This is a genomic window from Wenyingzhuangia marina (assembly GCF_900130035.1).
Lineage (GTDB): Bacteria > Bacteroidota > Bacteroidia > Flavobacteriales > Flavobacteriaceae > Wenyingzhuangia > Wenyingzhuangia marina.
In genome coordinates, this window is record NZ_FQXQ01000001.1 from 120,734 (window position 1) to 146,939 (window position 26,206).

At 31.0% G+C, this 26,206-nt stretch carries 24 protein-coding genes; 13 read left to right on the forward strand and 11 right to left on the reverse strand.

All coding sequences use genetic code 11. The annotated features are described in order from the left end of the window. Positions 1-37: 37 nt before the first annotated feature. The 4 genes from BUB70_RS00475 (at position 38) to BUB70_RS00490 (ending at position 3,698) form a co-directional block, all read left to right on the forward strand. Positions 38-1,174: a DegT/DnrJ/EryC1/StrS family aminotransferase gene (locus BUB70_RS00475; protein ID WP_073117726.1), complete on the forward strand. Its 1,137-nt coding sequence runs from the start codon at positions 38-40 to the stop codon at positions 1,172-1,174. 1 nt (position 1,175) lies between these two features. Then, the gene (gene galE, locus BUB70_RS00480; RefSeq protein ID WP_073117727.1) at positions 1,176-2,189 is read left to right on the forward strand and encodes a UDP-glucose 4-epimerase GalE; all 1,014 of its coding nucleotides are present in this window, start codon (positions 1,176-1,178) and stop codon (positions 2,187-2,189) included. A gap of 134 nt (positions 2,190-2,323) precedes the next feature. Further along, a complete protein-coding gene (locus tag BUB70_RS00485; protein WP_073117728.1) occupies positions 2,324-2,704 on the forward strand; it encodes a hypothetical protein in 381 nt (126 codons plus the stop codon). A gap of 70 nt (positions 2,705-2,774) precedes the next feature. Continuing rightward, positions 2,775-3,698: a DUF6807 family protein gene (locus BUB70_RS00490; protein ID WP_073117729.1), complete on the forward strand. Its 924-nt coding sequence runs from the start codon at positions 2,775-2,777 to the stop codon at positions 3,696-3,698. An 84-nt stretch (positions 3,699-3,782) separates the two neighbouring features. Here the strand turns inward: BUB70_RS00490 and BUB70_RS00495 are convergent, their stop codons facing one another. Next, positions 3,783-4,211, reverse strand: coding sequence for a S1 RNA-binding domain-containing protein (locus BUB70_RS00495; protein WP_073117730.1), 429 nt, complete (start codon positions 4,209-4,211; stop codon positions 3,783-3,785). Positions 4,212-4,215: 4 nt separating this feature from the next. Then, a complete protein-coding gene (menD, locus tag BUB70_RS00500) occupies positions 4,216-5,898 on the reverse strand; it encodes a 2-succinyl-5-enolpyruvyl-6-hydroxy-3-cyclohexene-1-carboxylic-acid synthase (RefSeq protein ID WP_073117731.1) in 1,683 nt (560 codons plus the stop codon). Between the two features lie 80 nt (positions 5,899-5,978). On the opposite strand from menD, the gene BUB70_RS00505 reads away from it, so the two are divergent. The 4 genes from BUB70_RS00505 to mqo all read left to right on the forward strand — a co-directional run bounded on the left by BUB70_RS00505 (position 5,979) and on the right by mqo (position 10,645). Beyond that, complete coding sequence (locus tag BUB70_RS00505; protein ID WP_073117732.1) at positions 5,979-6,521, forward strand: NUDIX hydrolase; 543 nt, start codon at positions 5,979-5,981, stop codon at positions 6,519-6,521. Next, a complete protein-coding gene (locus tag BUB70_RS00510) occupies positions 6,518-8,431 on the forward strand; it encodes a DUF294 nucleotidyltransferase-like domain-containing protein (RefSeq protein WP_073117733.1) in 1,914 nt (637 codons plus the stop codon). The genes BUB70_RS00505 and BUB70_RS00510 overlap by 4 nt, the downstream gene beginning before the upstream one ends. A gap of 9 nt (positions 8,432-8,440) precedes the next feature. Further along, the gene (locus tag BUB70_RS00515; protein WP_073117734.1) at positions 8,441-9,136 is read left to right on the forward strand and encodes a 3'-5' exonuclease; all 696 of its coding nucleotides are present in this window, start codon (positions 8,441-8,443) and stop codon (positions 9,134-9,136) included. A gap of 153 nt (positions 9,137-9,289) precedes the next feature. Then, positions 9,290-10,645: a malate dehydrogenase (quinone) gene (mqo, locus tag BUB70_RS00520; RefSeq protein WP_073117735.1), complete on the forward strand. Its 1,356-nt coding sequence runs from the start codon at positions 9,290-9,292 to the stop codon at positions 10,643-10,645. A gap of 57 nt (positions 10,646-10,702) precedes the next feature. Here the strand turns inward: mqo and BUB70_RS00525 are convergent, their stop codons facing one another. The 5 genes from BUB70_RS00525 to tgt all read right to left on the reverse strand — a co-directional run bounded on the left by BUB70_RS00525 (position 10,703) and on the right by tgt (position 16,256). Further along, positions 10,703-11,821 (reverse strand): DEAD/DEAH box helicase, encoded by a 1,119-nt coding sequence (locus tag BUB70_RS00525; RefSeq protein WP_143155209.1) that lies wholly within the window; start codon positions 11,819-11,821, stop codon positions 10,703-10,705. A 93-nt stretch (positions 11,822-11,914) separates the two neighbouring features. Then, positions 11,915-12,595 (reverse strand): mutarotase, encoded by a 681-nt coding sequence (locus tag BUB70_RS00530; protein ID WP_073117736.1) that lies wholly within the window; start codon positions 12,593-12,595, stop codon positions 11,915-11,917. Positions 12,596-12,609: 14 nt separating this feature from the next. Continuing rightward, a complete protein-coding gene (gene glmM / locus BUB70_RS00535; protein WP_073117737.1) occupies positions 12,610-14,004 on the reverse strand; it encodes a phosphoglucosamine mutase in 1,395 nt (464 codons plus the stop codon). Positions 14,005-14,028: 24 nt separating this feature from the next. Then, on the reverse strand, positions 14,029-15,123 hold the full coding sequence (locus tag BUB70_RS00540) for an LptF/LptG family permease (protein WP_073117738.1): 1,095 nt from the start codon (positions 15,121-15,123) through the stop codon (positions 14,029-14,031). Between the two features lie 2 nt (positions 15,124-15,125). Beyond that, the gene (gene tgt / locus BUB70_RS00545; protein WP_073117739.1) at positions 15,126-16,256 is read right to left on the reverse strand and encodes a tRNA guanosine(34) transglycosylase Tgt; all 1,131 of its coding nucleotides are present in this window, start codon (positions 16,254-16,256) and stop codon (positions 15,126-15,128) included. A gap of 272 nt (positions 16,257-16,528) precedes the next feature. Between tgt and BUB70_RS00550 the strand changes: the two genes are divergently transcribed. The 5 genes from BUB70_RS00550 (at position 16,529) to BUB70_RS00570 (ending at position 20,840) form a co-directional block, all read left to right on the forward strand. Then, positions 16,529-18,457, forward strand: coding sequence for a glycoside hydrolase family 97 protein (locus BUB70_RS00550; RefSeq protein ID WP_073117740.1), 1,929 nt, complete (start codon positions 16,529-16,531; stop codon positions 18,455-18,457). A 357-nt stretch (positions 18,458-18,814) separates the two neighbouring features. Continuing rightward, entirely contained in the window at positions 18,815-18,940 is a 126-nt protein-coding gene (locus tag BUB70_RS14285; protein ID WP_262508086.1) for a hypothetical protein, read from the forward strand. 48 nt (positions 18,941-18,988) lie between these two features. Then, entirely contained in the window at positions 18,989-19,447 is a 459-nt protein-coding gene (locus BUB70_RS00560; protein WP_073117741.1) for a DUF4488 domain-containing protein, read from the forward strand. 103 nt (positions 19,448-19,550) lie between these two features. Continuing rightward, positions 19,551-20,483 (forward strand): peptidylprolyl isomerase, encoded by a 933-nt coding sequence (locus BUB70_RS00565; RefSeq protein ID WP_073118544.1) that lies wholly within the window; start codon positions 19,551-19,553, stop codon positions 20,481-20,483. Between the two features lie 3 nt (positions 20,484-20,486). Continuing rightward, complete coding sequence (locus BUB70_RS00570) at positions 20,487-20,840, forward strand: DUF4260 domain-containing protein (RefSeq protein WP_073117742.1); 354 nt, start codon at positions 20,487-20,489, stop codon at positions 20,838-20,840. A gap of 6 nt (positions 20,841-20,846) precedes the next feature. Here the strand turns inward: BUB70_RS00570 and BUB70_RS00575 are convergent, their stop codons facing one another. From BUB70_RS00575 to BUB70_RS00590, 4 genes are all read right to left on the reverse strand, one after another. Continuing rightward, positions 20,847-21,704 carry a hypothetical protein gene (locus BUB70_RS00575; protein WP_073117743.1) on the reverse strand — a complete coding sequence of 286 codons (858 nt, stop codon included), beginning with the start codon at positions 21,702-21,704 and terminating at the stop codon, positions 20,847-20,849. A 6-nt stretch (positions 21,705-21,710) separates the two neighbouring features. Further along, positions 21,711-22,418, reverse strand: a complete 708-nt coding sequence (locus BUB70_RS00580) for an Ig-like domain-containing protein (protein WP_073117744.1) — start codon at positions 22,416-22,418, stop codon at positions 21,711-21,713. Positions 22,419-22,536: 118 nt separating this feature from the next. Further along, the gene (locus BUB70_RS00585) at positions 22,537-24,984 is read right to left on the reverse strand and encodes a DUF4114 domain-containing protein (RefSeq protein ID WP_073117745.1); all 2,448 of its coding nucleotides are present in this window, start codon (positions 24,982-24,984) and stop codon (positions 22,537-22,539) included. Positions 24,985-25,097: 113 nt separating this feature from the next. After that, a complete protein-coding gene (locus BUB70_RS00590; RefSeq protein WP_073117746.1) occupies positions 25,098-26,087 on the reverse strand; it encodes a bile acid:sodium symporter family protein in 990 nt (329 codons plus the stop codon). Positions 26,088-26,206 lie beyond the last annotated feature (119 nt).

A 26,206-nucleotide genomic window follows, 5' to 3' on the forward strand; every position in this document is an offset into this window, starting at 1 on the left:
CGATAATTTCGTTAATTTGTTATGTAATGTATCTTAAATGAAAAAACTTCAAATGGTTGACTTAAATAGTCAATACCTAGACATAAAAGAACAAATTGACAATTCTATTCAACAAGTAATAGATCAAACTTCTTTTATAAATGGACCTCAAGTTCAGACTTTCAAGCAAAATTTAGCAGATTATTTAAATGTAAAACATGTTATTCCTTGTGCTAACGGAACAGATGCTTTGCAAATATCTCTCATGGCTCTGAATTTACAGCCTGGTGATGAAGTGATTACTGTTGATTTTACTTTTGCTGCTACTGTAGAAGTGATTAAATTATTAGGATTAACTCCCGTTTTAATTGATGTTGAATTAGACTCTTTTAATATCAGTATTTCTGCTTTAGAAAAAGCCATTACTCCCAAAACAAAAGCCATTGTTCCTGTTCATTTATTTGGACAATGTGCCAATATGGAAGCTATTTTAAAACTAGCTAAAAAACACAACTTATACGTAATTGAAGATACTGCCCAAGCTTTAGGTGCCGATTATATTTTTGCTGATGGAACCACTAAAAAAGCTGGAACCATTGGAAATATAGGAACTACTTCCTTTTTTCCATCAAAAAACTTAGGATGCTATGGAGATGGCGGAGCTATTTTTACCAATGATGATGAATTAGCTCACACTTTAAAAGGAATTACCAACCACGGAATGTATCAAAAATATTATTATGAAGTGGTCGGTGTTAATTCTAGATTGGATAGCATTCAAGCTAACATATTAAACATCAAATTACCACATTTAGACAATTACAATAAAGCAAGACAACAAGCAGCTGCGTTTTACAACCACGCTTTTGCTAATTGTCCAAATATTATCACCCCTACTACCTCAACGTTTTCTAATCATGTATTTCATCAATATACCCTTAGAATTACCAATGGAAAAAGAAATGAATTACACGAATATTTAAAAGAACAAAATATTCCTAATGCCATTTATTACCCTGTTCCTTTACACAACCAAAAAGCTTACAAGCAAGAAAACGTTATAGAAGAAAATTACCACAACACCAACACATTGGTACAACAAGTAATATCTTTACCAATGCATACTGCTCTAGATACAGAACAACTAGAGTTTATTGTCAAAAACGTACTTAACTTTATAAATAATACTTATTAACATGGCTAAGCAAATATTAGTTACGGGAGGTTTAGGATTTATTGGATCTCATACGGTAGTAGAATTACAAAACGCAGGGTTTGACGTTGTTGTAATTGATGATTTATCTAACACAACCATTAAGGTTTTAGATCAGATTACAGAAATTACAGGAATCAAACCGGCATTTGAACAAATTGACTTACGTATTAAAGCAGATGTAAAAACTTTTTTTTACAAATATAAAGTTGATGGAATTATTCACTTTGCTGCCTTTAAAGCTGTGGGAGAAAGTATGCATAAACCTTTAGATTATTATGAAAATAATTTAGGGGCATTGGTATACATTTTACAAGAAATGAGAGATAGAAAGTTAGACAACTTTATTTTCTCATCTTCATGTACTGTTTACGGTCAGGCTGATGAATTGCCTATTACAGAAAAAGCTCCTGTTAAAAAGGCTGAATCTGTATATGGAAACACCAAACAAATTGGAGAAGAAATTATTCAAGATGCTTCTAAAGCTCATGGAATTAACGCCATTGCTTTAAGATATTTCAATCCTGTTGGAGCACATGAATCTGTAAAAATTGGAGAATTACCTTTAGGGGTTCCTCAAAACTTAATTCCTTTTATTACCCAAACTGCTGCTGGAATGAGAGCTGAATTATCTGTTTTTGGTGATGATTATGATACTCCTGATGGAACTGCTGTTAGAGATTATATTCACGTGGTAGATTTGGCAAAAGCACATATTGCTGCACTAAACCGTTTGATTGAAAAAAACAACAAAGAAGCGTACGAGTTTTTTAACGTTGGTACAGGAACAGGTAGTTCTGTTTTAGAAGTAATCAATGCTTTTGAAAGTGCTAACGGAGTTAAATTAAACTATAAAATTGTAGACAGAAGAGCAGGAGATATTACAGCCGCTTATGCTGATACTACTATTGCCAACAAAGAATTAAATTGGAAAACTGAGCTTAGTTTAGAAACTGCTTTAAAATCTGCTTGGGAATGGCAGAAAAAACAAAACTAATTCCAATATTTCTTCTGAAATAAACCATAAAAAAAGCCTTTCTAAAATATGTAGAAAGGCTTTTTTTATGGTTTAGACAATATTTACGCAACCAAACCGTAAAGACCACATCCTATAACTAAACAAACTAGCTTATGAAAAAATTAACATTCATTGCTTGCCTTCTACTTCTATGTATTTTTTCATGTGAAAAAAATGAAACCCCTCAAGAACAAGATTTAGCGAAATTACAGGAGTTAAAATCAAAAATAATAACATTGGCAGAAAATAAAACTTGTGAAGAAAGTAGCCATTGGAATTTTACCCCTATAGGAAACAAAGCCTGTGGAGGACCAAAAGAATATATTGCTTATTCTAACAAAATTGAAGTAAGTAAGTTTTTAAAATTAGTTGAAAAATATACTAAAGCAGAAAAAACCTACAATATAAAATGGGGAATTGTTTCGGACTGCTCTGTTCCTAAACAGCCTTCAGCAGTTGTTTGCACTGATGGTAGTCCAACTTTTCAATATTAAAACAAATATAAAATCCTTAACTGTTTTGGTTATATTTATCAAATACAAATATTATTAAGAATTTTACGACATGAAGTTTTTCTATTTTTTAATCTATTTATTCCTCATTACGAATAGTACATTTGCTCAAAAAATTCATCTTAAAATTAATGAAGATGCTGCTTATTTTACTGAAGAAAATGATTCAATCTTAGTTTATCAAATTGCAGAAAAATCTATCAACGAAAAGTATGCTAGAAACAACTACATACACCCTTTATATAATTTAAATGGAGAAATTCTTACCGAAGATTTTCCAAAAGATCATTTGCATCACCGTGGTATTTTTTGGGCTTGGCATCAATTATATATTGGGAACAAACGTATAGGAGATGGATGGGAGTTAAAAAATTTTAGTCAAGATGTTATTTCTGTCAAAAAAAATAAAATAAAAGGAAACTCAAAAAGTATAAAAACTATGGTTCTCTGGAAATCTAATCTTTGGTTAGATAAAAATGGAGATGAAAAACCTTTTGTAAAAGAAACCTCTACTATTACGGTATATCCTAAAGAAAATGAATACAGACTTATTGATATTAAAATATCTATGATCGCTTTAGAACCTAATGTTTATATCGGAGGTTCTGAAAACGCTAAAGGTTATGGAGGATTTTCTGCTAGAATTAAACTTTCTGAAAAAACAAAATTTACCGGACACAAAGGAACTGTAACTCCTAAAAACCTACCTGTAACTTCTGAAGGATGGATAGATATTTCTGAAAATTTTGACGATATAAATTTATCTAATGGAGTTACTATTATAAGTCACGCTAACAATCCCGGATATCCAAATCCTTGGATATTACGTTCTAAAAATAGTATGCAAAATGCTGTTTTTCCTGGAGCCAAATTAATTCCATTATCAGAAACAAAACCAATTACCCTTCATTATTCTTTGTTAATACACAAAGGAAGTATTCAAAATATCAATATTGAAAAAATATATAAAAAGTAAAACAGAATAATTAGGTTTATTACTTAATTATTCCGTTTTAGAGACAAAAGATCAGCCAATTGGCTGATCTTTTTGGGTTTTATACTAATTTGTATGCTCTAGCAAACGTATTCCATTTTCTTCTAAAACTACTACTTTGTTTTTATACAAACCACCTACAGCATTTTTAAAAGCTTTTTTACTCATTCCCAATTCGTACTTAATCGTATCTGGTTCAGATTTATCTGTAATAGGTAAAAATCCATTATGAGCTCTTAACGCATTTAATATTTGTACCTGAAACTTGGTAATACTATTTCTAAAACCAATAGGTTGTAAAGAAATATCTAACTTACCATCTTCTCTTACTTTTTTAACATATCCTTTTAATCTTTGTCCTTCTTCTAAACGTTGATATACTTCATTACTATACAACATCCCTTCACACACCTCATCAACAAGAACCGTAATTCCTATCTTAGAAAAACTTCCTACTACTATTCCCACCTCTTGTCCTACTTCAAACTCTTCCATAATTTTATGCTTTAAACTTTTCAAAATAAGTTTTTAATACCTCATCATTATAATCGCTAGGTGTAAAAACTTCCAATATTTTTGGTTGCTTACTTTCTTCATAAAAAGTTGCTAACCCTTTTTCTATACTTTCCACATCTGTAGCTACTAAGTAATCAAAACCATACATTTTTGCCAAATGCTCTGCTGTTAATTGGTGAGGAGTTTCAAAGTAAGATAATGCCGGTGTTTGTTTTGGTCCTGGTAAAATCTTAAAAATACCTCCTCCACTATTATTTACAATTACAATTCTAAAATTAGCTGGAATGTATTGATTCCACAATGCATTACTATCATATAAAAAACTTAGATCACCCGTTACTAAAGTGACTTGTTTTTCAGATTTCACCGCATAACCTATAGCTGTTGAAGTACTTCCATCAATTCCACTAGTTCCCCTATTACAAAAAACAGCAATACTATCATCAATATCAAACAACTGAGCATAACGTACCGTAGCACTATTGCTTAACTGTAGTACAGATTGCAAAGGTAAAGACTTGTTTACCAAATCAAACACTTTAAAATCAGAATATTCAACAGTATTTACATATTCTTGGTGTACCTTTTTTCTTAAATTTTTAATGGCTAATCCTGTAGATTGAAAACTACTATTTATAGATTTTGTTAACCAAAAAAACTGACTAAAAAACAATTCTGTAGAAAGTTTAAAATGGTGAGTTAAACAATTAAAAGTATCATAACCAAAGGTTGGATGCACTACAAAATGATGCTTTGGTTGATATGTTCTAAAATATTGTTTAATTCTTTTAGATACTACCAAACCACCTAGGCTTAACAAAATATCTGGTTGATAAAACTTTTTATCTTCTTCTGTTAATCCTGCTAAAAATTGATCAATACTATTAATCACATTTCTATTATTAATATTAGATGTGGTTTCTGTAAGCACTAAAACCGATGGATCTTTTAACAAATAATCTATCTGAATTTGTAACAACTCACTTGGCTGATGTACACCTATCAACACTATTTTTTTAGCAGATTTATTCCAAACCTCAGCAATTGGTTCTAATTCTTTTATTTCTATAACTTTTTCATTCACCAATTGAGGTTCTGGTTTTTCAACCATCGGAAAAGTAATCAAATCATCTACCAATCCATATAAAGGTTCTTCAAATGGGACATTAATATGGACAGGCCCTTTTTGTTCATTGGCTATTTTAATCGCTTTAAATATCAAACTTTTGTTGTAATCTCTATCGATATCATTGGTAATAGCAGACAAATTCGCCTCAAACAAAATATGATTTTTAAACACTCCTTCTTGACGAATGGTTTGCCCATCTCCTATATCAATCATATTTTTAGGTCTATCCGCAGAAATAACAACCAAAGGAATATCTCCATAATAAGCCTCAGCAACTGCAGGATAATAATTCAATAATGCCGAACCAGAAGTACATGTAATGGCGGTTGCTTTTTGTGTGTTTTGAGCCATACCCAAAGCTACAAATGCAGCACAACGTTCATCTACAACACTATATGTATTAATATTTTTTACTTGACTAAAACCAATAGTTAATGGGGCATTACGAGAACCGGGTGATATTACAACATCGGTTACATGATTGGCTACACAGGAAGCAATAACCATTTGAGCCAATTCATTTTCAGGATATTTCATTCAAACATTTATCTAAATAAGAGTGTAAAATTACAAATAAAAAGATAGTATCTTTACGTATATAATGTTTCTTTTTAGCCATGGATGAACTAATTGATATTGTAAATTTACAAGGGGAACCTACTGGAAATGCTTGTTTAAAAAGCTTTGCTCATCAAAATGGAATATTACACGCAAGTGTTCATATTTGGTTCTATGCAAAAAATCAAAAAATACTGATTCAAAAAAGGAAAGAAGACAAAGATACCTTTCCTAATTTGTGGGATGTTTCGGTAGCCGGACACATTGCTTCTGGAGAAGATCCAAAATCAGCAGCTGTAAGAGAGGTTAAAGAGGAAATTGATTTAACCATTAACCAGAATGATTTAATTTATATAGGAATTTTTGAAGAAAAACATCATCATCCTAACGGAATGATTGATTATGAAATTCATCATATTTATCTTGCCAAATTAAATTGTGAGATTGCCGAGCTCACTCCTCAAAAAGAAGAAGTATCTGATCTAAAGGTTATTGACATTCAAGAGTTAGAAAAAAATTATACAGATAATAAAACTTATGTACCTCATAGCCCTGAGTACTATAATTTTATCATAAAAAAACTGAAAGAAATCAAAGAATGAAAAATACTATTGCAGAAAGGATTGCTGATTTTATTAAAATGTATCCTCCTTTTGATAACTTACCATATAACGAATTATATAAACTAGCCGAAGAAACAAGGGTAATTTACTTGGATAAAGATGAAACTTTATACACACAAGGAAAACCACCCAAAGAACATTTTTTCATCGTAAATCAGGGAGCTATTAGGATTTACAGACAAGAAGGTGAGAAAACCATTGAGGTTGAAATGTGTGATGAAGGAGATGTATTGGGATTAAGACCTTTAATTGTAAACGAAAACTACACCTTAAATGCAAAGGCTTATGAAGAATCTATTGTATATGCCATTCCAATTCAAAATTTTAACAAACAGTTTGAAAACAATTCTGAGGTAAGTAAATATTTAATTACCCGTTTTGCTAGTAACTCTGCAACAAGATTTTCTCAAGAAGATAACGAACGAATTTTTGCTGATTACAAAAGAACTACCAACACAGATTACTTTAGCTCTAAAATCAGCAATTTAATGACCACAGCTGTTTGTTGTAATCATAAATCTACTGTACAGGAGGCTGCTAGCATTATGAGTGAAAACAAAATCAGCTCTATTTTTGTACTAAAAAAAGACAAACCTGCAGGAGTTATTACCAATAAAGATTTATTGCATAAAATAGCCACCGGAAAATTTACCATAGACCAAAATGTAAAAAAGATTATGTCTTCTCCTGTTATTTCTGCCTCGCCAGATATTTCTATTGCAGAAGCACAAATTATTATGCTTAAAAATAAAATTGGGAATGTTTGTGTAACCAAAGATGGTACCCCTGAAAGTAAATTGTTAGGAATGTTAACCCAACAAGACATTGTAGCATCTTTAAGTAACAACCCTGCTATTTTATTAAAACAAATTAGTAGAGCCAGAACCATTCCTAGACTAAGAGATTTAAGACAACAATTAAATGATCTTTTAACAAGATTCATTAATCAACATATATCTTTTACCCACACCCTTACGGTTGTTGCAGAACTAAACGAAACTATCAATCAGAAGGCCGTAGAAATATCTATTAAAGAATTAAACAAAATCCCACCTGTTAGATTTGCTTTTTTTGCCTTAGGGAGTCAAGGTAGAAAAGAACAATTGGTGCCTACAGATCAAGATAACGGAATTATTTTTGAAGATGTTCCTGATGATAAACTTGAAAGTATTAGAGCTTTTTTTATAGAACTTGCTACTGTAATCAATAAAAACCTACATTCTATTGGTTATGAATATTGTCCTGCAGAAATGATGGCCAGTAATCCTAAATGGTGTTTATCCAAAAAAGAATGGGAAGTTCAGTTTAAAGATTGGATATTTAATCCTACCGAAAAAAACATCTTATTAAGTGCTATCTTTTTTGATTTTAACTTTGTTTATGGAGATAAAGAATTGGTAAACGACATGACTGCGATAGTACATGAAAGTACTGATGACAATAACAGATTTTTTATGTTTATGGCTAAAGATGCTTTAAAAAGTCCAAGTCCACTTGGATTTTTTAGACAATTTTTAGTCGATCAAGATGGAGCTCATAAAGATCAATTTAACATCAAACAAAGAGCTTTAATGCCTTTGATTGATGCTGCCAGAATTCTGACTTTACAGCACAACTTACAAGGAATTAACAATACTGCCGAAAGATATTATAAACTTAGAGAGTTGGAGCCTCAAAACGCAGAAATATACGAAGCATGTGCCTATGCTTTTAAGGCTTTATTAAAATTTAAAACAAAAAATGGACTGGCTACACTTGGTGAAGATGATGGGAAATTTATCAAATTAGAAAACTTAACCAAGTCTGACAAAGTAAAACTAAGACGTTGTTTTAAACCTATTAAAAGTATTCAAGAAGTCATTACCATCCGTTTTCAACCTACTTTATAAAAGCTACCTATGTGGAATTACATTAAAAAAAACATAGCATATTTTTTAAAAAAAAGACATCAGCCTGATTATTGGAAAAACTATGCAGAAAGCTTAAAAAACATTCCAACCAAAAGTATTGAAGAATCTAAATTTGTAGTTTTTGATTGTGAAACCTCTGGGTTAAATCCAAAAGAAGATAGAATTTTATCTATGGGAGCCGTTACCATACGAGGAAATACCATTGATATAAAAGATAATTTTGAAGTCTATTTAGAGCAAGATATTTTTAATAGAGAAAGTGTAGCCATACATGGTTTACTTAAGAAAGGAAAACTTAAAAAAGTTAGTGAAGAACAAGCAATCAAAAATTTTCTGGTATATATTGAAGGAGCCATATTGGTAGGACATCATATTAGTTTTGATGTTGCTTGTGTAAATTACGCCCTAAAAAGAATGGGGCTTCCCAAATTGAAAAATAAAGTTTTAGATACAGGTGTTCTTTTTAAAAAAACAAAACATCAACTTTATGCCGAAGCATTTACCAAAGTTTTTAGCTTAGATGAGGTTTGTGATGAACTTAAAGTAAAAAAGAAGGACAGACACACTGCTTCTGGAGATGCTTATATTACCGCCATTGTGTTCTTTAAAATATTAGGAAGACTGAACAGAAATAATGATTTAACGTTGAAAGAATTATTTTTTACTCCTAAAATGATTTACTAAAATAAATTGGGATTTTTTTAACAAATATACGCAGTTGTTAAATTTTTATATTCTTGCTAAAATACAGCTATCTTAAGCCATATTAAGAGTTTATATTTTGTTGTAATCCATTACCTTTGCATGAACAAAAAAATCAACTAATAAATTTCCATAATGGCTAAGACTACAACCATAAAACATTCTGATTTTGTATTGATTGGTGGAGGAATTATGAGTGCCACGTTGGCTATATTGCTTTACGAAAAGTTTCCTGGTAAAAAAATTACCGTAATTGAAAAACTTCCTAAAATGGCAGAGGAAAGTTCTGAAGCATGGAATAATGCCGGAACTGGACATGCAGGGAATTGCGAGCTAAACTATACTCCTGAAAAAAATGGAGAAATAGATCCTTCTAAAGCATTAAAAACAGCTGAACAATTTTACAATACTTTAGAATTTTGGAAAGATTGTGCTAAAAAAGGATACATTCAGAATTTAAATAAATGTATTTCTTCTGTTCCTCATATTAGTTTTGTTCAAGGAAAAAAGGATGTTGATTTTTTAGAAAAAAGATGGAATGTTTTAAAAGAAACTGAATTCTTTAAAGACATGGTTTTTTCAAAAGATAGAGAACAAATTAAAGAATGGATTCCATTAATGATGGAAAAACGAAGCAAAAGGTCATCTGTTGCTGCAACCTATATAAAAGAAGGTTACGATGTTAACTTTGGAGAAATTGCTGAACAAATTTTCCGCTATTTATCTAAACAACCAAATGTTGATTTGATTAATAACTGTAGTGTTATCAATCTTCAAAAAACAGAAAACAAACGTTGGTTATCTAGTCTTAAAGGACAAAATGTAGGAAAACATTGGAAAATTGTTTCTAACTATGTATTTATTGGTGCCGGTGGTGCTGCTTTATCATTATTAGAAAAATCTGGAATTAGAGAAGCTAGAGGTTATGGTGGTTTTCCTATTAGTGGATTATGGTTACGTTGTACCAACCCAGAGATTATAGAACAACACCATGCAAAAGTATATGGTAAAGCTAAAAAAGGTTCACCTCCAATGTCTGTTCCTCACATGGATACTAGAATGATCAACGGAAGAAAAGAATTGTTATTTGGTCCATATGCTGGTTTTACTACTAAATTTTTAAAGCACGGTTCTCATTTTGATTTACCTAAATCTGTAGAATTTGACAATATTATGAGTTTGCTAGGAGCCGGATATCATAACTTACCTTTGGTAGGATACTTAGTAAAACAAGTAAAATTAAAGTTTGAAGATAGAATGGAAATGTTAAGAGAGTTCTACCCTCAAGCTAAAGATGAAGATTGGAAAGTAGTTGTTGCAGGTCAACGCGTACAAATCATCAAAAAACATAAAAAGAGAAGTGGTAAGTTAGAGTTTGGTACAGAAATTATTGTTGCCAAAGACAAATCTATTGCTGCTTTATTAGGGGCTTCTCCTGGTGCTTCAACATCATACTCTGTGATGAAAGAAGTTGTAGAAAGATGCTTTTAATAAAAACCCTAATTATCTAATAAAAAAATCCCAACTCAATGAGTTGGGATTTTTTATTTAAACTATCGTATATTTTCCAAAATGTATTTTAAATTCTTTTTGCAAAGCTTGTAATTGCTCTAATTCCTTAGACAACACAATGGCTAAAGACAAACCTTTGTTTCCTCCTCTAGCAGTTCTACCACTTCTATGAACAAAGTACTCTGTATTTTCTGGTAACTGATAGTGAATTACATAATTTACATTAGGCACATCAATTCCTCTAGCAGCAACATCTGTACAAATTAATAATTGACTAGCCCCATTTTTAAAAGAACGTAAAGATTTTTCTCTATCTCTTTGTCCCATATCACCTTCTAAAGCAACTGCAGAAAACCCTTCTTCAGACAATTCTTCTTTTAATTTTTGAGCTCCCAATTTTGTTTTACAAAATACAATTCCTTTCTCCAAACCTCTACTCTCCACAAAATTGATCAAAACATCTAATTTTTGACCTATAGTTGTGGTAATAAACTTATGAGAAATGTCACCATTAATTAATTGATCTGCTTCTACCTCTACACGAACAGGCGTATGCATATAAGTTTTTGCCAAACTATTTAAAGCATTTGGAAACGTTGCAGAAAACAACCAAGTGTTTTTAGAAGCAGTAGAATATTTTAAAATTCTATTTAAGTCTGGTAAAAATCCCATACTTAACATTTCATCAGCTTCATCTAAAACCAACATCTTAATATTACTAATGTCAATAGCAGCTCGATCTAACAAATCACACAAACGACCAGGCGTAGCCACTACCACATGTGTAGTTCTTTCTAACCTTTCCATTTGAATGTCTATTTTTTCTCCTCCATAAACTGCTTCACAAAATATTCTTTCTGATGAATATTTAGTTAACTTAAACAATTGCTTTTTTATTTGTTGAGCCAATTCACGTGTAGGTGCTAACACCAATGCTTGAATTTGATTTTTCTTTGGATTTATTTTTTGCAACAATGGCAACCCAAAAGCAATGGTTTTACCCGTTCCTGTTTGTGCTTTCCCAATGTAATCTATTTGTCCTTCTAATAATTTAGGAATGGTTCTGTACTGAATTTCTGTAGGAGTCTTTACTCCCATTTCTTTCATAGATTGTATAAAATCGTCTGAGACCCCTAATTCTTTAAAATTTTTCAAAATTTTAGTATTTAATTTCTTTGCAAAGGTACTATTATAATTTGGATGTAAGATTTAAGCTATTAGATATTAAAACTTCCTTTTATAAGCTTATTAAACTTTAAATACAGTTAATTTTTTAACTTTTTTTTCTCTCTGATACCAATCGTTATAAACCAATTCAACAGAACTAACCTTAAAAGTTCCAAAATCAACATTTCTATACTCCTCAATTATTTTTAAGAAGTCCTTTTTATGAGTAAACAATTCTTTAAATCTGACCACAGTTGAATGAGCGGTTTGAATAGCATAACGTTTATCTATACTTTGTTCTAAAGTTGAGTTTTTAAAGTTTTCTCTAAGTCTATTTCTAAAATTATTGATAACATCATCTTCCATAAAGCCTTGAAGCAAAATACAAGATGGAGATACTGTAACTCCTTTAAACTGAATTCTTGTGGTATTAAAATCTTCAAAACTTTTTTTGATGATCTTAATATAATCATCAATATTGATAGAACTCAATTGAAACCCTTGGTAACAAGAAATGATAGACATTACTGTAATATGAATATCTTGATTTTGATAATAATACTGATGAGGCTCAACCGATTTTAATTCGTTTAAAAACAACTGAATATTGTTCTTTACTTCTTCAGAAGGCCTGATGACCAGAGTAATTCCAAATCTTAAATCATTTGGATCTTCTATTAATGGATCTATTTGATAATCTTCAGCAATTATTTTAATGATAGACTCATCGTATAATTTTTGATAATGTTCCTGCAAATCCATCATTAAAACTTAATCTATAAACCGGCTATTTCTTTAATTTCATCAATTGCTCTAAAGGCTAAAGCATCAGCGGATGCTTGTGAACCACTTTCTGTATAAATTCTAATAATGGGTTCTGTGTTAGATTTTCTCAAATGTAACCATTCATCAGCAAAATCAACTTTTACTCCGTCAATAGTATTTACCTTCTCATTTTTATACTTTTCTGCCATTTGTTCTAAAATAGCATCTACATCTAAGGTTGGGGTTAACTCAATTTTATTTTTACTCATGTAATATTCTGGATAAGAATCTCTCAACTCTTTACAAGATTTTCCTGATTTTGCTAAATGAGATAAAAACAATGCTACTCCTACCAACGAATCACGTCCGTAGTGAGAAGCTGGATAAATAATTCCACCGTTTCCTTCTCCACCAATGACTGTGTTGGTTTCTTTCATAGTTGTTACCACATTCACTTCTCCCACAGCACTTGCGGTATAAGTTCCTCCATGTTTAACGGTAACATCTCTCAACGCTCTTGATGAAGACAAGTTTGAAACCGTGTTTCCTCCTCCTAATTGCCCTAGTACATAATCTGCACAAGCAACCAATGTATATTCTTCTCCAAACATAGAACCATCTTCGCTAATTAACGCCAGTCTATCTACATCAGGATCTACTACAATTCCAAAATCTGCTTGCTCTTTTACTACCAATGCAGAGATATCTCCTAAGTGTTCTTTTAATGGTTCTGGGTTGTGTGGAAATTGTCCGTTAGGTTCGCAATATAATTTTATACATTCCACTCCTAACTTTTCTAACAAAGCTGGAATAAAAATTCCTCCTGTTGAGTTTACAGCATCTAACACTACTTTAAACCCTGCTTTTTTTATGGCATCAACATCAACCAATTCTAGATTTAAAACTTCTTGTACATGTTTTTCAACATATGAGTTGTCTTCTGTATAAGTTCCTAAGTCATCTACCTCTGCAAATGTATAAGCATCTTTTTCAGCAAAATCTAAAATCTCCAATCCATCTGTTCCACTTAAAAACTCCCCTTTTTCATTTAATAATTTTAAAGCATTCCATTGTTTTGGATTGTGTGATGCTGTTAAAATAATTCCTCCATGTGCTTTCTCTAATGGAACAGCTATTTCTACCGTTGGTGTGGTAGACAAACCTAAATCAATCACATTAATTCCTAAACCGATTAATGTATTAGTTACCAAACTACTAATCATGGCTCCAGAAATACGAGCATCTCTACCCACCACAACATTAATTTCTGTAGCTTCTTTATTTCTTGCTTTGACCCAAGTTCCATAAGCCGCTGCAAACTTAACTGCATCTAAAGGCGTTAAATTATCTCCAACATTTCCTCCAATAGTTCCACGTATTCCCGATATAGATTTGATTAACGACATGTTAAATAATTTTTAAAAGATTTTTTATCCTTGTTTTTTCTCTCTAATATATAAATAAACAGCAATCGTTGAGAATATAATATTGGGTAACCAAGCCATCAATAAGGCATTTGAGTTTGGTGCTGAACCCAACACAACTGCTACTTTCATGAAAAACACGTACATAAACATTAACCCAATTCCAATAGCCAAATTAATCCCCGTACCTCCTCTCTTCTTTCTAGAAGATAACGAAACAGCTATTAACGTTAAGATATATGCTGAAACTGGTAAGCTTGTACGTTGATATAATTCTACATAATAGGCATTTAAATTTTTAACCCCTCTTCTTTCAGATTTATCTATAAACTCTGATAATCTATCAGACGTCATCTCCATAGATTTTGAACCTGAAATGATTAAATCATCTGGTGTAAAATCTAAAATCATTGTTTTTTTATCACCGCTAGTAATAGAATCCTTTTCGTCCTGTATAAATCTCTCTTTATATTTAGATAATATAAAATTTCCGTTTTCTTTATCCCAAGTTATGTTTTCTGCTACAACTCTATGTTTTATTTTAATTCCATCAAACTCAGCGTAAGAAAAATTATATCCTTTGCGGTTTAACAAACTAAAGTTTTTAATAAAAATTTTAGCACTATCATTTAATTGTAAACTAAAATCTTTAACAAATGATCTGTTTTCTGTTCGTTTATTAAAAATATATTCTTGTTCAAATGCGTATTTTATTTCATTTCCCTTTGGCACCACAAAATGGTTCATTCCTAAAGCAATAATAGCTAAAATAGTTGCTCCAATAAAATAAGGTCTTAAAAACCTGGTAAAAGAAATATTAGCACTACTAATGGCAATCACCTCTGTATTGCTTGCCAATTTAGAGGTAAACATAATACAGGCAATAAATGTAGCTAAGGGTAGAAATGTATTGGCATAATACATAATAAAATTTAAGTAGTAATCTTTAAGAATGTGAATGAATGTTAAATCATCATGTTGTAAAAATTTATCTACTTTTTCAGACACATCAATTACTACCGCGATGGGTATAAATATAAACAGTGTAAAAAACACCGATTTTAAATATCTGAATAATATGTATTTGTCTAATATTTTCAAGCCTATAATCTGTTATCCATTTGCTTTACCATTTTGTCTTTCCACTCTCTAAAATCACCTGCAATAATATGCTTTCTGGCTTCCCTAACCAACCACAAATAAAATCCTAAATTATGAATGGTAGCAATTTGCTTGCCTAAAAATTCATTAGACACAAATAAGTGACGTAAATAAGCTTTAGAGTACTCTGTATCTACCCAAGTAATCCCTGCAGGATCTACTGGAGAGAAATCATTTTCCCATTTTTTGTTTTTAATGTTGATGTGTCCTTCAGAAGTAAACAACATTCCGTTACGTGCATTACGAGTTGGCATTACGCAGTCAAACATATCTACTCCTAAAGCAATGTTTTCTAAAATATTAATAGGGGTTCCTACTCCCATTAAATATCTTGGTTTGTCCTCTGGTAAAATGCTACACACCACATCTGTCATGGCATACATTTCCTCTGCTGGTTCTCCTACGGAAAGTCCTCCAATCGCATTTCCTTCTGCTCCTGCATTGGCTATGTATTCTGCCGACTGTTTTCTTAAATCCGTATAAGTACTTCCTTGTACAATAGGAAAAAATGTTTGAGCATAATCATAACGGTAAGGTACTTTTTCTAAGTGATCAATACACCTATTTAACCATCTATGTGTCATATGCATAGAACGTTTTGCATAATTATAATCACAAGGATAAGGCGTACATTCATCAAAAGCCATAATGATATCTGCTCCAATTTTACGTTGGATTTCCATCACATTTTCTGGTGAAAAGAAATGATAAGAACCATCTATATGGCTCTTAAACTTTACTCCTTCTTCTTTAATTTTTCTACGTCCAGATAAAGAATATACTTGATACCCTCCAGAATCGGTTAAAATAGGACGATCCCAATTCATAAATTTATGTAAACCTCCTGCAGCCTCTAACACATCGGTTTTAGGACGTAAGTATAAGTGATAAGTATTTCCCAAAATAATATCAGGATTTATTTCTTCTTTTAACTCACGTTGGTGAACTCCTTTTACTGTACCCATGGTACCTACAGGCATAAAAATAGGCGTTTCTATTACTCCATGATCGGTAGTAATTTCTCCCGCTCTTGCTTTACTCTTTGGGTCTAATGCTTCTATCTTAAATTTCATAGCGACAAAAATAACACTTTGTTAGGAACAAAAGTTTAAAGAAAAGAAAAATAACAAATGATGTTCAAATATTTATCAAATAATATTTAATTTGGCAAAGGAGAAAAATGTTTTGATACTAATTAACAAATGAATTTTACGAAACACAGGTAACATTTCAGGATATATAGAGCAGTGTATACATTTATTTTCTTTATTTCTTAAAACAGATAAATATCTGTTCATGGAAATTATACTACATCATACAAACCTTAAAACAAACATTTTATAAAATGAAAAGATATATATATTTATTGTTAATTGTTGTGTTAGCTAGTTTATTTTCCTGTTCAAAAACAGATACTATCTTACTTTCGTCACCAGATAAAGAACTCCATTTAAACATTTCTAATCTTAACAACCAAGCTAACTTTACCGTTATATACAAAAAAGATACGCTTATTCAACAATCTACATTAGGCTTAGAGTTAAATGACGTTAATTTTACAGAAAACATCTCTTTGAGCAATCTTTCTGAAAAAGAATTTGATGAAACATGGACTACTATTAATGGAAAACATCCAAAAGTTCGTAATCATTATAAGGAGTATACAATTAAAGTTAACAAGCTTGAAAACGCTACAGAATTCTATGAAATTATCTTTCGCCTATACGATAAAGGTTTCGCCTATCGTTACAACTTACCTGTTAATCATGAGAATGATAATCTGTTAATTAATAAAGAATTAACAAAACTAAATTTTAAAAATGATTATACATACTGGGCGTACAATGGAGAACATCATAATTTAGGTCCAATTTTACGATCTGAAAAAAACATTAAAGAAGTTCAATCTCCGTTTGTGATGCAACTCAACCAGCATCATTTTATGGCTATACTCGAAGCTGAAATTGTAAACTTTGCTCCTTTTTCTATCAATGCTTCAACAAGTGAAAAATCACTTTCGTTTAACACCTCCTATTCAAAACAAAACAAACCCTTTAAAACTTCATGGAGAACATTTATACTTGGTGATAAAATTGGTGATTTGGTGGAGTCTAATTTACTTGTAAACTTAAATGAGCCTTGTAAAATTGAAGATCCATCATGGATTAAAACAGGTAAATCATTATGGGATTGGCGTGTATGGGGTTATAAAACTCAAGATGGATATGAGTATGGGTTAAATACCGAATCTCATAAAAGAATGATTGATTTTGCCTCTGAAAATAATATTCAGTTTTTACTAATCGATGCAGATTGGTATGGTTCTGAGTTTAATGAAAATTCTGATCCAACATCATCTAGAGAAGGAATCAACATTGAGGAATGCATGAAATACGCTGTTGAAAAAAATGTAGGTGTTATTCTCTATTTAAATGATATAGGAGCTAAAAGGTTTGGTTTAGAAAGAGTTTTAAAACAATTTTCAGATTGGGGAGCTGTTGGAATTAAATATGGTTTTATGACAGGAAGTCCCGAAGAAAAAGTAAAACAAACTAGAAAAGTTGTTGAACTATGTGCTAAATACAAACTTTCAGTAAATTTTCATGACAACCCAATACCTCCAAGTGGAGACGAAAGAACATATCCGAACCTCGTTACCAAAGAATTTTGTCATGCACAGGCTGATGCTAGACGTTCTTATTTTCCTGAAACCGCAGTTAATCAGCCTTTAATTAATATGATTGCGGGGCCAATAGATGTAACCAATGGATGGTTCGATTTAAACAATGCGCAAACTCGTGAAAGAGTCTTTGAAGAAATTCCAGGAACAGTGGTTGCAGAGGTTGCAAAACTAATTACAAATTATACAGGTTGGATGGTAGTACCAGACAGTCCAGAGGAGTATTTAAAAAAAGATGATTTATTTGATTGCATCCGAAAAATGCCAGCTCAGTTTGATGATTTTAAAGTAATTGATGCAAAAATAGACAACTATGTAAGTATCGCTCGTAAATCGGGGAATGATTGGTTTTTAGGATCGCTTACTAATAGAGAAATGCGCACTATAAAAATTGATTTAAACTTTTTAACTCAAGGTAAAAAATACGAAGCAACATTTTATGAAGATCATAAAGATTCTCATTTTCTAAATAATAAGGAGTCCTACAGCATTCGTAAAGAAATTGTTGATTCAGAAACTAAACTTAATTTACATATGGCACCAGGAGGCGGTAATGCCATATTTATAAGAGACCTATCAACTACACAAAAATAAGGTTAGCAAAAATAAAATCTATATATAAGATGGTATATTTAAAGACTCTCTTCGTTTAGACCAAAATATATGATATTGGGAGAAGTTCTTAAAAAATGAAACTTACTCCTAATACAAAAACAGACAAACCAATTGAATATTTAAATATTGGTAAATAAATAATATTTAAATTAGTGGGGTGTCCACTAATTTAAAAAATGAAAAAATGCCCAAATTGTAAATCAGAAGTAGACGACCATTTTGAACTGTGTTGGAATTGTAATTATAGCTTTTTTGATATAAGAATATTATGAAGTACATGAATTCACAAATGTAAAAACTGAAAAAGAAATTGATTGCTTAAAATGTAAAATTCCCATGAAATATTCTGGAAAATTTAGATTTCACGAAGGAAGTCTTACAGGAGTTTTTGGAAGTATATTTGAAATTTTTCAAAATAGAGAATCTTTTGATTTATATCATTGTCCCCAAAGTAGAAAGTAGATTTTTTTATTCCTTAAAATTAATCATCACCATTTAACCGACTTCATTATGAAAAACATTTTTATATCTTTTACCATAGTATTTTCTATACTAACAACCATCAGTTGTTCTTCAATAAAAAAAACAAAAACTGAAAAAACACATTTACCAATATCAAAATCTCTTGTTGGTCTTTGGAGACAAACAATACCAATTATAAAGGATGGTAAAACTACTAATCTATTAACTCCTCATTATAAATCAATTAATACTGACGGTACTTACTATACTTTTAATGCTCCAGGAAATGGTAACACAAAAATTATACAATATGGTTCTTACGAAATAACATCAGACAATACCTATATTGAACATGTTATAACTAATTCTGCAGTTCCAACAATGAGTAATCAAGATTCGTCAATAAAATTTAAGTTAGTTGATGAAAACACCTTAATTATTAACTGGAAACTAAAAGACCAAAGAGGAGGTACTGAAAAATGGACTCGTGTACTTATGATGGATTAATTTTAATAAGTTTTTGAAATCTTAAACCTTTTCAAATAAAATTACAAAGCAAATTTATAACCTTTAATGCAGTATGAAAAAAACAAACAAGTCTAAATCTTATATGAAATTTGTTTCAACTTTAACTCTTGTATTTATTTTAACAACGTTATTTGCTTGTGATTCCGAAATTGAAAAAGGAGTAATGAAAAGTGATCTATCCAAAGACATCGAAATGGTTACTGATTATGGAACCATTATTATGAGATTGTCAGATGAAACACCTAAACATAGAAATAACTTTATTAGATTAGTTAATGAAAACTTTTTTGATAGTATTTCTTTTCACCGAGTTATTAAAAAATTCCTGATTCAAACAGGTGATTATGCAACCAAACCATCATCTTTAAAAAATGATTCTATTGATTTACCAAGAAACATAGATGCTGAATTTAGACCAAATTTATTTCATAAAAGAGGTGCTTTAAACGCTGCCAGAATGGGAGATGATGTAAATCCTAGTCGTTCCTCAGATGGATCGCAGTTTACTATCATACAAGGTAAAATTCAAAATGATAGTACCCTAAATCACATGCTAAGTCGTGTTAATTTCTGGCGTGCTAAAAACAATGTGATCAATAGACCTGAGTATAAAAATGATTTCAAAAAATATAAAAGTTTATCTACAAAAATAGAAGATATTGAAGCCTCTAAAATTGTACTTCACAAAGAGGATGAAGATTTAATCAGAGCTGATTTTACTGAAATATCAAACAAAATAAAGACATATAATATTGATTCTTTGGCTAATATTGAATTAAATAATATGGAAAAATACAATTACCCAGAAACTCATCGTAAAGTATATAAATCTATTGGAGGCTCTCCTCATTTAGATCAAAATTATACAGTATTTGGAGAAGTTATTAAAGGAATGAAAGTGGTAGATAGTATTGCTGATGTTGCTACTGACAAAACCGACAAACCAATTAAGAATGTTTATATCCTTAAAATTAAAATGATTGAAAGGAGAAATTATAGTGAAAATATCGACTAAAAAATGAACAAACTTTTAAAACTAGAAGAATTCGGACAATTTTTATTATCTATTGTATTGTTTAGTCAACTAAATTTTTCTTTGTGGGTGTTTCCTGCCTGTTTGTTACTACCAGATTTTTCTATGGTTGGTTATTTGATAAACAGCAAAACGGGAGCTTGGTTGTACAATATTTTTCATCATAAATTATTGGGGATCTTTTTTTATAGCCTCGGTCTTTGGCTACAAAATGAAACCATCATGCTTATAGGTATTATTCTATTTGGTCATTCTGCCATGGACAGAATTTTTGGTTATGGCTTAAAATATAATGATGATTTTAAACACACTCATTTAGGCAGAATTGGAAAAGAATGAAATTGATTAAATATCTAAAAAAAGTCCTCCACTATAAGACGGTTTTGCATAAATAATTCTACCAGAAATTGCCCCCGTATAATTAAATGATACTCCTAATTTTGAAGTGATATAATATGCTGCTTCTGCCCCAACACTTACATACTCGATATTATTGGCAAAAATACTTCCTTGAGAGTTTTGAGCCGAAAGTGTTCCGTTTTTAAATGAGTTTACACTATTTAGCCTAGCCAATACCCATAACTTATTCCATAACTTCATTCCAGATTCTAATCCATAATGAAACTCATCAGAAAAACCTTGAGTTCTATTGTTAAATCCTATATATGTTTTTGCATAAGCTGGTTTAGAAAACAATTGGTAAGAGATTCCAGCATCTAATGTCAATAATTGATTAAACTCTCCATCTCCTGTTTGAAAACTACCATCACTCCCTCCCTTGTCTTTACCTGTGGGCAACCCTAATTTTAAAGTGGTTGACAAAGCAAAATGGTTCTTTTTTAACAAACCATATCTTAAACCAACATCAATATCTCCTATAGCATTCACAGCTTCTCCTTCTTGTAATACATTTCCAGTAACTTCAGAAACTTGAGTATTTTGATAAATTCTTGTTAAAAAAGGAATATAAGTAATTACATCTATTTTTTTTGTGACCCCATATTCCCCATACAAACTCAAAGTAAAATTTCCTCGAGTTGCATTAGGATCTATTTCTCCTATATTGGTATAATGTTGGTCTGCCACCAAAGACCATGCAGATATTTTATAATATCCATTTCCTTTTCCTTTGTTCCATTGCGCATCACTTTGTTGAAAGACAAACAAAACATAAATAACTATAACTGATTGTAAATATTTCATGAAATTTTATTTATCTGTAATGGTTGCTTTTCCTACAAGAATAGAAAATGGTCTACACCATTGTACTAAGTATTGATAATCATTAAGTCCTACTCCATTTACTGAATAAGTAAAAGCTCCTTTGTAATGAGCCCCATCAGCATCATCGTAAGCATCAATTTGTAATGCGTTGACTAAAGAATTTGGATTATTGGTTAAAAACAATGCAAAACCCGGTAAACTTTCATCAGCCACATAATTATTTGCCAATATAATTTGGATTCCGTTTGTGGTTTTGATGACTTCAAAATCACCAGAAGCATCATAAGATTCTGTGGGGGTTATGGTTCCTTTTTTAGTGTTTTCTGATGGTATCACAACCACGTCATCTTTTACCACCATAATAATTTCACTATCTGTTAACTCTCCAGAAACCCCAATAGTTTTTACAGTAATGGTTGCCGTTCCCTCTGCCTTGGCTGTAATATTGGTTGTAAATTCATCAATGGATAAAACAGTAGGGTTTGAAGTTTCCCAAACAACGGTTTTACTTTCTTTCTCTCCAATATTATTAAAGTACGAAGCATGTAATTTTACAACATCTCCTACTTTTAGAGCATTGACACTACTAATAATCCTTAGTTCTTCAGGTACTCTATCATTTACAATATCTTCTTGAATACATGAATTGAGTCCTATGAAAAATAAAAGAAATACAAATTTTAGCAATCTCATACCTATGGTTATTAGTTCGTTTAAAGTTCTGTCGACAGTTAACCAACTAAATTACAAGCCCCTATAAAAAAGCCGCCATAAAAACATTATTTCTATGACGGCTTAAAATGTTGTTTTCTTAATTTTTTACCACAAACTTACCTCCAGTTTTGATATTTCCTTCTTCCTGAATAGTATACAAATAGACTCCGTTTGGTAAAGAAGTTTGATATACAATTGTATGATTATTTGTTTTTATTGTTTGTTGATCTACTAATTTTCCTGCCATATTATACACACTAATAGTTGGTATCATCATATCCTTATCTACTAAAATTTGTGTTTGATGACGGAATGGATTTGGGGACACTTTGTTTTCTTGATAATTAACCAAAGCTGTTCCTAAATTTTCTTGTTCAAAAGCAGCATTTGTAAAAGCCACACTTTCTATGTTTAACTCAAACGGTTCAAAACTTTTTCCATTTCCATTCATAGAAAACACTATTCTTTTTACATCTTCTATGGAAGCACTTTTCCCATTTTTATCTTTAAAATCTTGAATAGAAACATAATGACTCATGGCTACTTTACTAGCTGGAACTACATAACTAAACCTATCTTCCCAATCTTGTAAATTACTTTGCATTAAAATTAATTCCACATTGTGTGTACTATTACTTTTAAATTTAATAGCATTGTATTGATTTAATTTAAAACTTTGATCTCCTGCCAACACTTGTCTAAAAGCATTTAAGGTATTTTTGATTGTTCCTGAAGCGTGAATATTTCTCTCTACATAATGAGTTCCTTCTGAAATTTCTTGTTCAGACGTTTCTATAACATCATATTGATTTAGTTGTGCACTCGTTTCTAAATAATCTAAGCCCCATGGACCATCAGCCAAATACAAAGCATCCATTTGTTTAGAAGTATTGCTTTTTACAGAAACACCAACATCGAATAAATAACCTGATTCTACCACAATAGAATCTAACCTACTTCCTGTTAACTGAAAAGTTTGTGTTAACTGTTCTGTTTCTGATTGTTCTGTTTTTTTAATATTAGCACTAAATTCTAATATTTTACTATTGGCATTGTTAATAATGTTTAAATATATTTTCCCATTTTTATAATATCCTGATTTTACAAAAACTTCAGGTATTTTTTCAGTTTGTGCATCACTAACCAAAGTTCCTTTTTCCTTAAACTTATCTATAATTTTATTGGCAATAGCAAATACTTGTCCGTTGTTAGCTCCCCAAACTTGAAAGTTATAATAACTCCCCTCTTTATATTGATCTATATTCCAATAGCTACATAATTCATAAGCATTCCCTTCTGCTTCTCTGATTGAAAAACTCAATGTGTTTTCAACTTCTCCACTATCTCTCAACAAACGTGCATGGATCATTTGATGTCCTCTCACACTTACCACTCTTACATCTTCTAAAATTGAATTATTTAATCTATCACAAATTGCTTTTGTATGATCATAGACTCCATTTGCACTATAAGATGCCAAAGCAGCAGCAATTCTGTGCTCTCCTTGATAATAATCTATAGAATAAATTTCATCGGCATTGGTAATATCTACCAAATCTGTTGGGCTAGACACATAAGAACTTTCCGTACCAAACATACCGTTTTCTGGAATATATTCTTGTAGAACACTTTTGTTAACAGCGCTAGTTTTCATTGTTCTGTAAGTAAGAACACTCATTTGCTTCGCCTTGGTGTTTGGCAAGTTTTGTTTTACGCTACGTTTAAAGTTACGTTTTGCAATTTTTTCAGCTAGTGTTCCATTGCTTTCTAATCCTCCATTGTTTGCCGAGGTAACATCTGTGGCAGAACTCACTTTGTTAATATTACTAGCAACAATGGCTCTATAAGGAGTAGCGGTTACATAAAAAACAGCATCGTTAAAATCGTTGTCACAAGAAGCATAGTCTCTTCTTATATCTTCAAAACCTAATATAATTCTTTCATTTTCTGGATCTTCTAACAATACATTGTGACTTCTCAAGGCTTCATCATTTTCTGGATTGTAATCCGTATTAGAATACAATTGCCACAGTCCATCCGTTACACGTCCTTTCCAAGCATTTGCTAACAATAACCACCCGATACTTGTTCCCGCTTCAAAATCACCAATTTTTACTTTATCACCAGGTAATAAACTACCACCACTATACAATTCAGACACATTAGGGAAAACTATGGTTATTTCTTCAGGAGTTGGTTTTTGAACATTTACATCATTGGTGTTATAAGTGTAAAAACCTAGTACATTTTTATATCCAGCTCCTTCGGTTACATAGGTCACAAAAACTTCAGCACGTTCGCTTAAATGAATATCTGTATCGTATCCAGAACTAATGTAATGAGGATTAAAATCTGGTACAGGATAATCTTCTGGCAACGCATTGTTAATCATTGTTAAAGTAGCTTCATCAATATCATCAGGAACATCCATTAAATACTCTGGAGTTCCATCAGCTGTATAGCTTCCTAAAAAATTATAATCTTGAGCTTGTACCCCAAAATTTATTACAATAAAAGTGATGATAAAAAGTAATATAGGTTTCATGTGTCTGTGTTTTTAAGACAAAACTACATTACCTATCAATCTATTTTTTAACAGATTAGATGAGTGAACAATTCCTATCGGTAAATGGTAAACATTATACTTTTTATTGATAATTAAGCAGCTTCATTTAAAGTTCTCTTACCAATTCTATTGGCCACAATAGCCAAAATAACAATTTGGGTAATGTGATAAAGCATTACGGGTAACAAAAACAAACTAGCACTTACATTATTAGCAAAAATAATATTAACCATAGCCGATGCATGTACCAATGATTTTTTAGTACCACAAAAAGTAGCGGTTATTCTATCAGCTAAAGACAGATTTAATTTTAATGATATAAAATAAATAATTCCAATGACCAGCCAAAACAAACAGAAAACGGCACTAAAAAGAAACACAAAATTTAGGAAACTAATACCATCAAACATATGCGCTAATATAGAAGTACAAAAACTAGCGTATACAATTAAAACAATAATCGTCTTATCGTACAAAGCAATTTTTGAGCTGTTCTTTTTAGCTATGTGGCCTAGTTTTTTGTTGAGTAATAAACCTATTACCAAAGGCAATAATATTTGAATAATTAATTTTAGAAAAACATCACCTAAAGACATTCCTCCTGACTGACTGACAATAATACCTATCCAAAGTGGAGTGACAAAAGCCCCTATCAATCCAGAAATACTAGCGTTAAAAATAGCTGACGGCACATTTCCTTTGGCCAAGGAAACCATCACTACTGATGAGGAAACTGTTGAAGGCAAGGCTGCTAAAAAAAATAATCCTATCCAAAAAGTTTCACCTATCAAACCGATTAAAAAAGATTTTAATCCTAATAAAATCAAAGGAAATAGCACGAAAGTACTTAACTGAATTAATACATGAAGTTTGTAATTTTTTAATCCTTGAGCAACTTCGGTGAAAGACAGTTTTAATCCGTAAAAAAAGAAAATAAAACCTATTCCTATTTCTGTTACTTGTTTTAAATGTAACATACCTGCTCCTGTTGGGAATAAAAAAGCAATGATGATTGCAGAAAAAAGTGATAGAATAAACTTATCTATTTTAATACTTTTAAGTTGGGGTAAAGCAATACTCATATCGATAATTCAAATATATTTGTTGCTAAATTAGTTTATTATCAAAACAGTTTTATTCTATTTTTTATTTTTTTAAAAACAATATTTTATTGTGATTATGTATAAATATTTACCTATTT

What these genes read in the sequence shown, in the direction of transcription:
- BUB70_RS00590 (WP_073117746.1), bottom strand. Translation starts at nt 26,087, where the DNA reads ATGAGTATTGCTTTACCCCAACTTAAAAGTATTAAAATAGATAAGTTT.
- glmM (WP_073117737.1), bottom strand. Translation starts at nt 14,004, where the DNA reads ATGTCGTTAATCAAATCTATATCGGGAATACGTGGAACTATTGGAGGA.
- BUB70_RS00495 (WP_073117730.1), bottom strand. Translation starts at nt 4,211, where the DNA reads ATGGAAGAGTTTGAAGTAGGACAAGAGGTGGGAATAGTAGTAGGAAGT.
- BUB70_RS14285 (WP_262508086.1), top strand. Translation starts at nt 18,815, where the DNA reads ATGAAATATTCTGGAAAATTTAGATTTCACGAAGGAAGTCTTACAGGA.
- tgt (WP_073117739.1), bottom strand. Translation starts at nt 16,256, where the DNA reads ATGAAATTTAAGATAGAAGCATTAGACCCAAAGAGTAAAGCAAGAGCG.
- BUB70_RS00475 (WP_073117726.1), top strand. Translation starts at nt 38, where the DNA reads ATGAAAAAACTTCAAATGGTTGACTTAAATAGTCAATACCTAGACATA.
- BUB70_RS00570 (WP_073117742.1), top strand. Translation starts at nt 20,487, where the DNA reads ATGAACAAACTTTTAAAACTAGAAGAATTCGGACAATTTTTATTATCT.
- BUB70_RS00490 (WP_073117729.1), top strand. Translation starts at nt 2,775, where the DNA reads ATGAAGTTTTTCTATTTTTTAATCTATTTATTCCTCATTACGAATAGT.
- BUB70_RS00565 (WP_073118544.1), top strand. Translation starts at nt 19,551, where the DNA reads ATGAAATTTGTTTCAACTTTAACTCTTGTATTTATTTTAACAACGTTA.
- menD (WP_073117731.1), bottom strand. Translation starts at nt 5,898, where the DNA reads ATGAAATATCCTGAAAATGAATTGGCTCAAATGGTTATTGCTTCCTGT.
- BUB70_RS00485 (WP_073117728.1), top strand. Translation starts at nt 2,324, where the DNA reads ATGAAAAAATTAACATTCATTGCTTGCCTTCTACTTCTATGTATTTTT.
- BUB70_RS00505 (WP_073117732.1), top strand. Translation starts at nt 5,979, where the DNA reads ATGGATGAACTAATTGATATTGTAAATTTACAAGGGGAACCTACTGGA.
- BUB70_RS00585 (WP_073117745.1), bottom strand. Translation starts at nt 24,984, where the DNA reads ATGAAACCTATATTACTTTTTATCATCACTTTTATTGTAATAAATTTT.
- BUB70_RS00580 (WP_073117744.1), bottom strand. Translation starts at nt 22,418, where the DNA reads ATGAGATTGCTAAAATTTGTATTTCTTTTATTTTTCATAGGACTCAAT.
- BUB70_RS00575 (WP_073117743.1), bottom strand. Translation starts at nt 21,704, where the DNA reads ATGAAATATTTACAATCAGTTATAGTTATTTATGTTTTGTTTGTCTTT.
- BUB70_RS00530 (WP_073117736.1), bottom strand. Translation starts at nt 12,595, where the DNA reads ATGGATTTGCAGGAACATTATCAAAAATTATACGATGAGTCTATCATT.
- BUB70_RS00510 (WP_073117733.1), top strand. Translation starts at nt 6,518, where the DNA reads ATGAAAAATACTATTGCAGAAAGGATTGCTGATTTTATTAAAATGTAT.
- BUB70_RS00515 (WP_073117734.1), top strand. Translation starts at nt 8,441, where the DNA reads ATGTGGAATTACATTAAAAAAAACATAGCATATTTTTTAAAAAAAAGA.
- BUB70_RS00560 (WP_073117741.1), top strand. Translation starts at nt 18,989, where the DNA reads ATGAAAAACATTTTTATATCTTTTACCATAGTATTTTCTATACTAACA.
- mqo (WP_073117735.1), top strand. Translation starts at nt 9,290, where the DNA reads ATGGCTAAGACTACAACCATAAAACATTCTGATTTTGTATTGATTGGT.
- BUB70_RS00550 (WP_073117740.1), top strand. Translation starts at nt 16,529, where the DNA reads ATGAAAAGATATATATATTTATTGTTAATTGTTGTGTTAGCTAGTTTA.
- galE (WP_073117727.1), top strand. Translation starts at nt 1,176, where the DNA reads ATGGCTAAGCAAATATTAGTTACGGGAGGTTTAGGATTTATTGGATCT.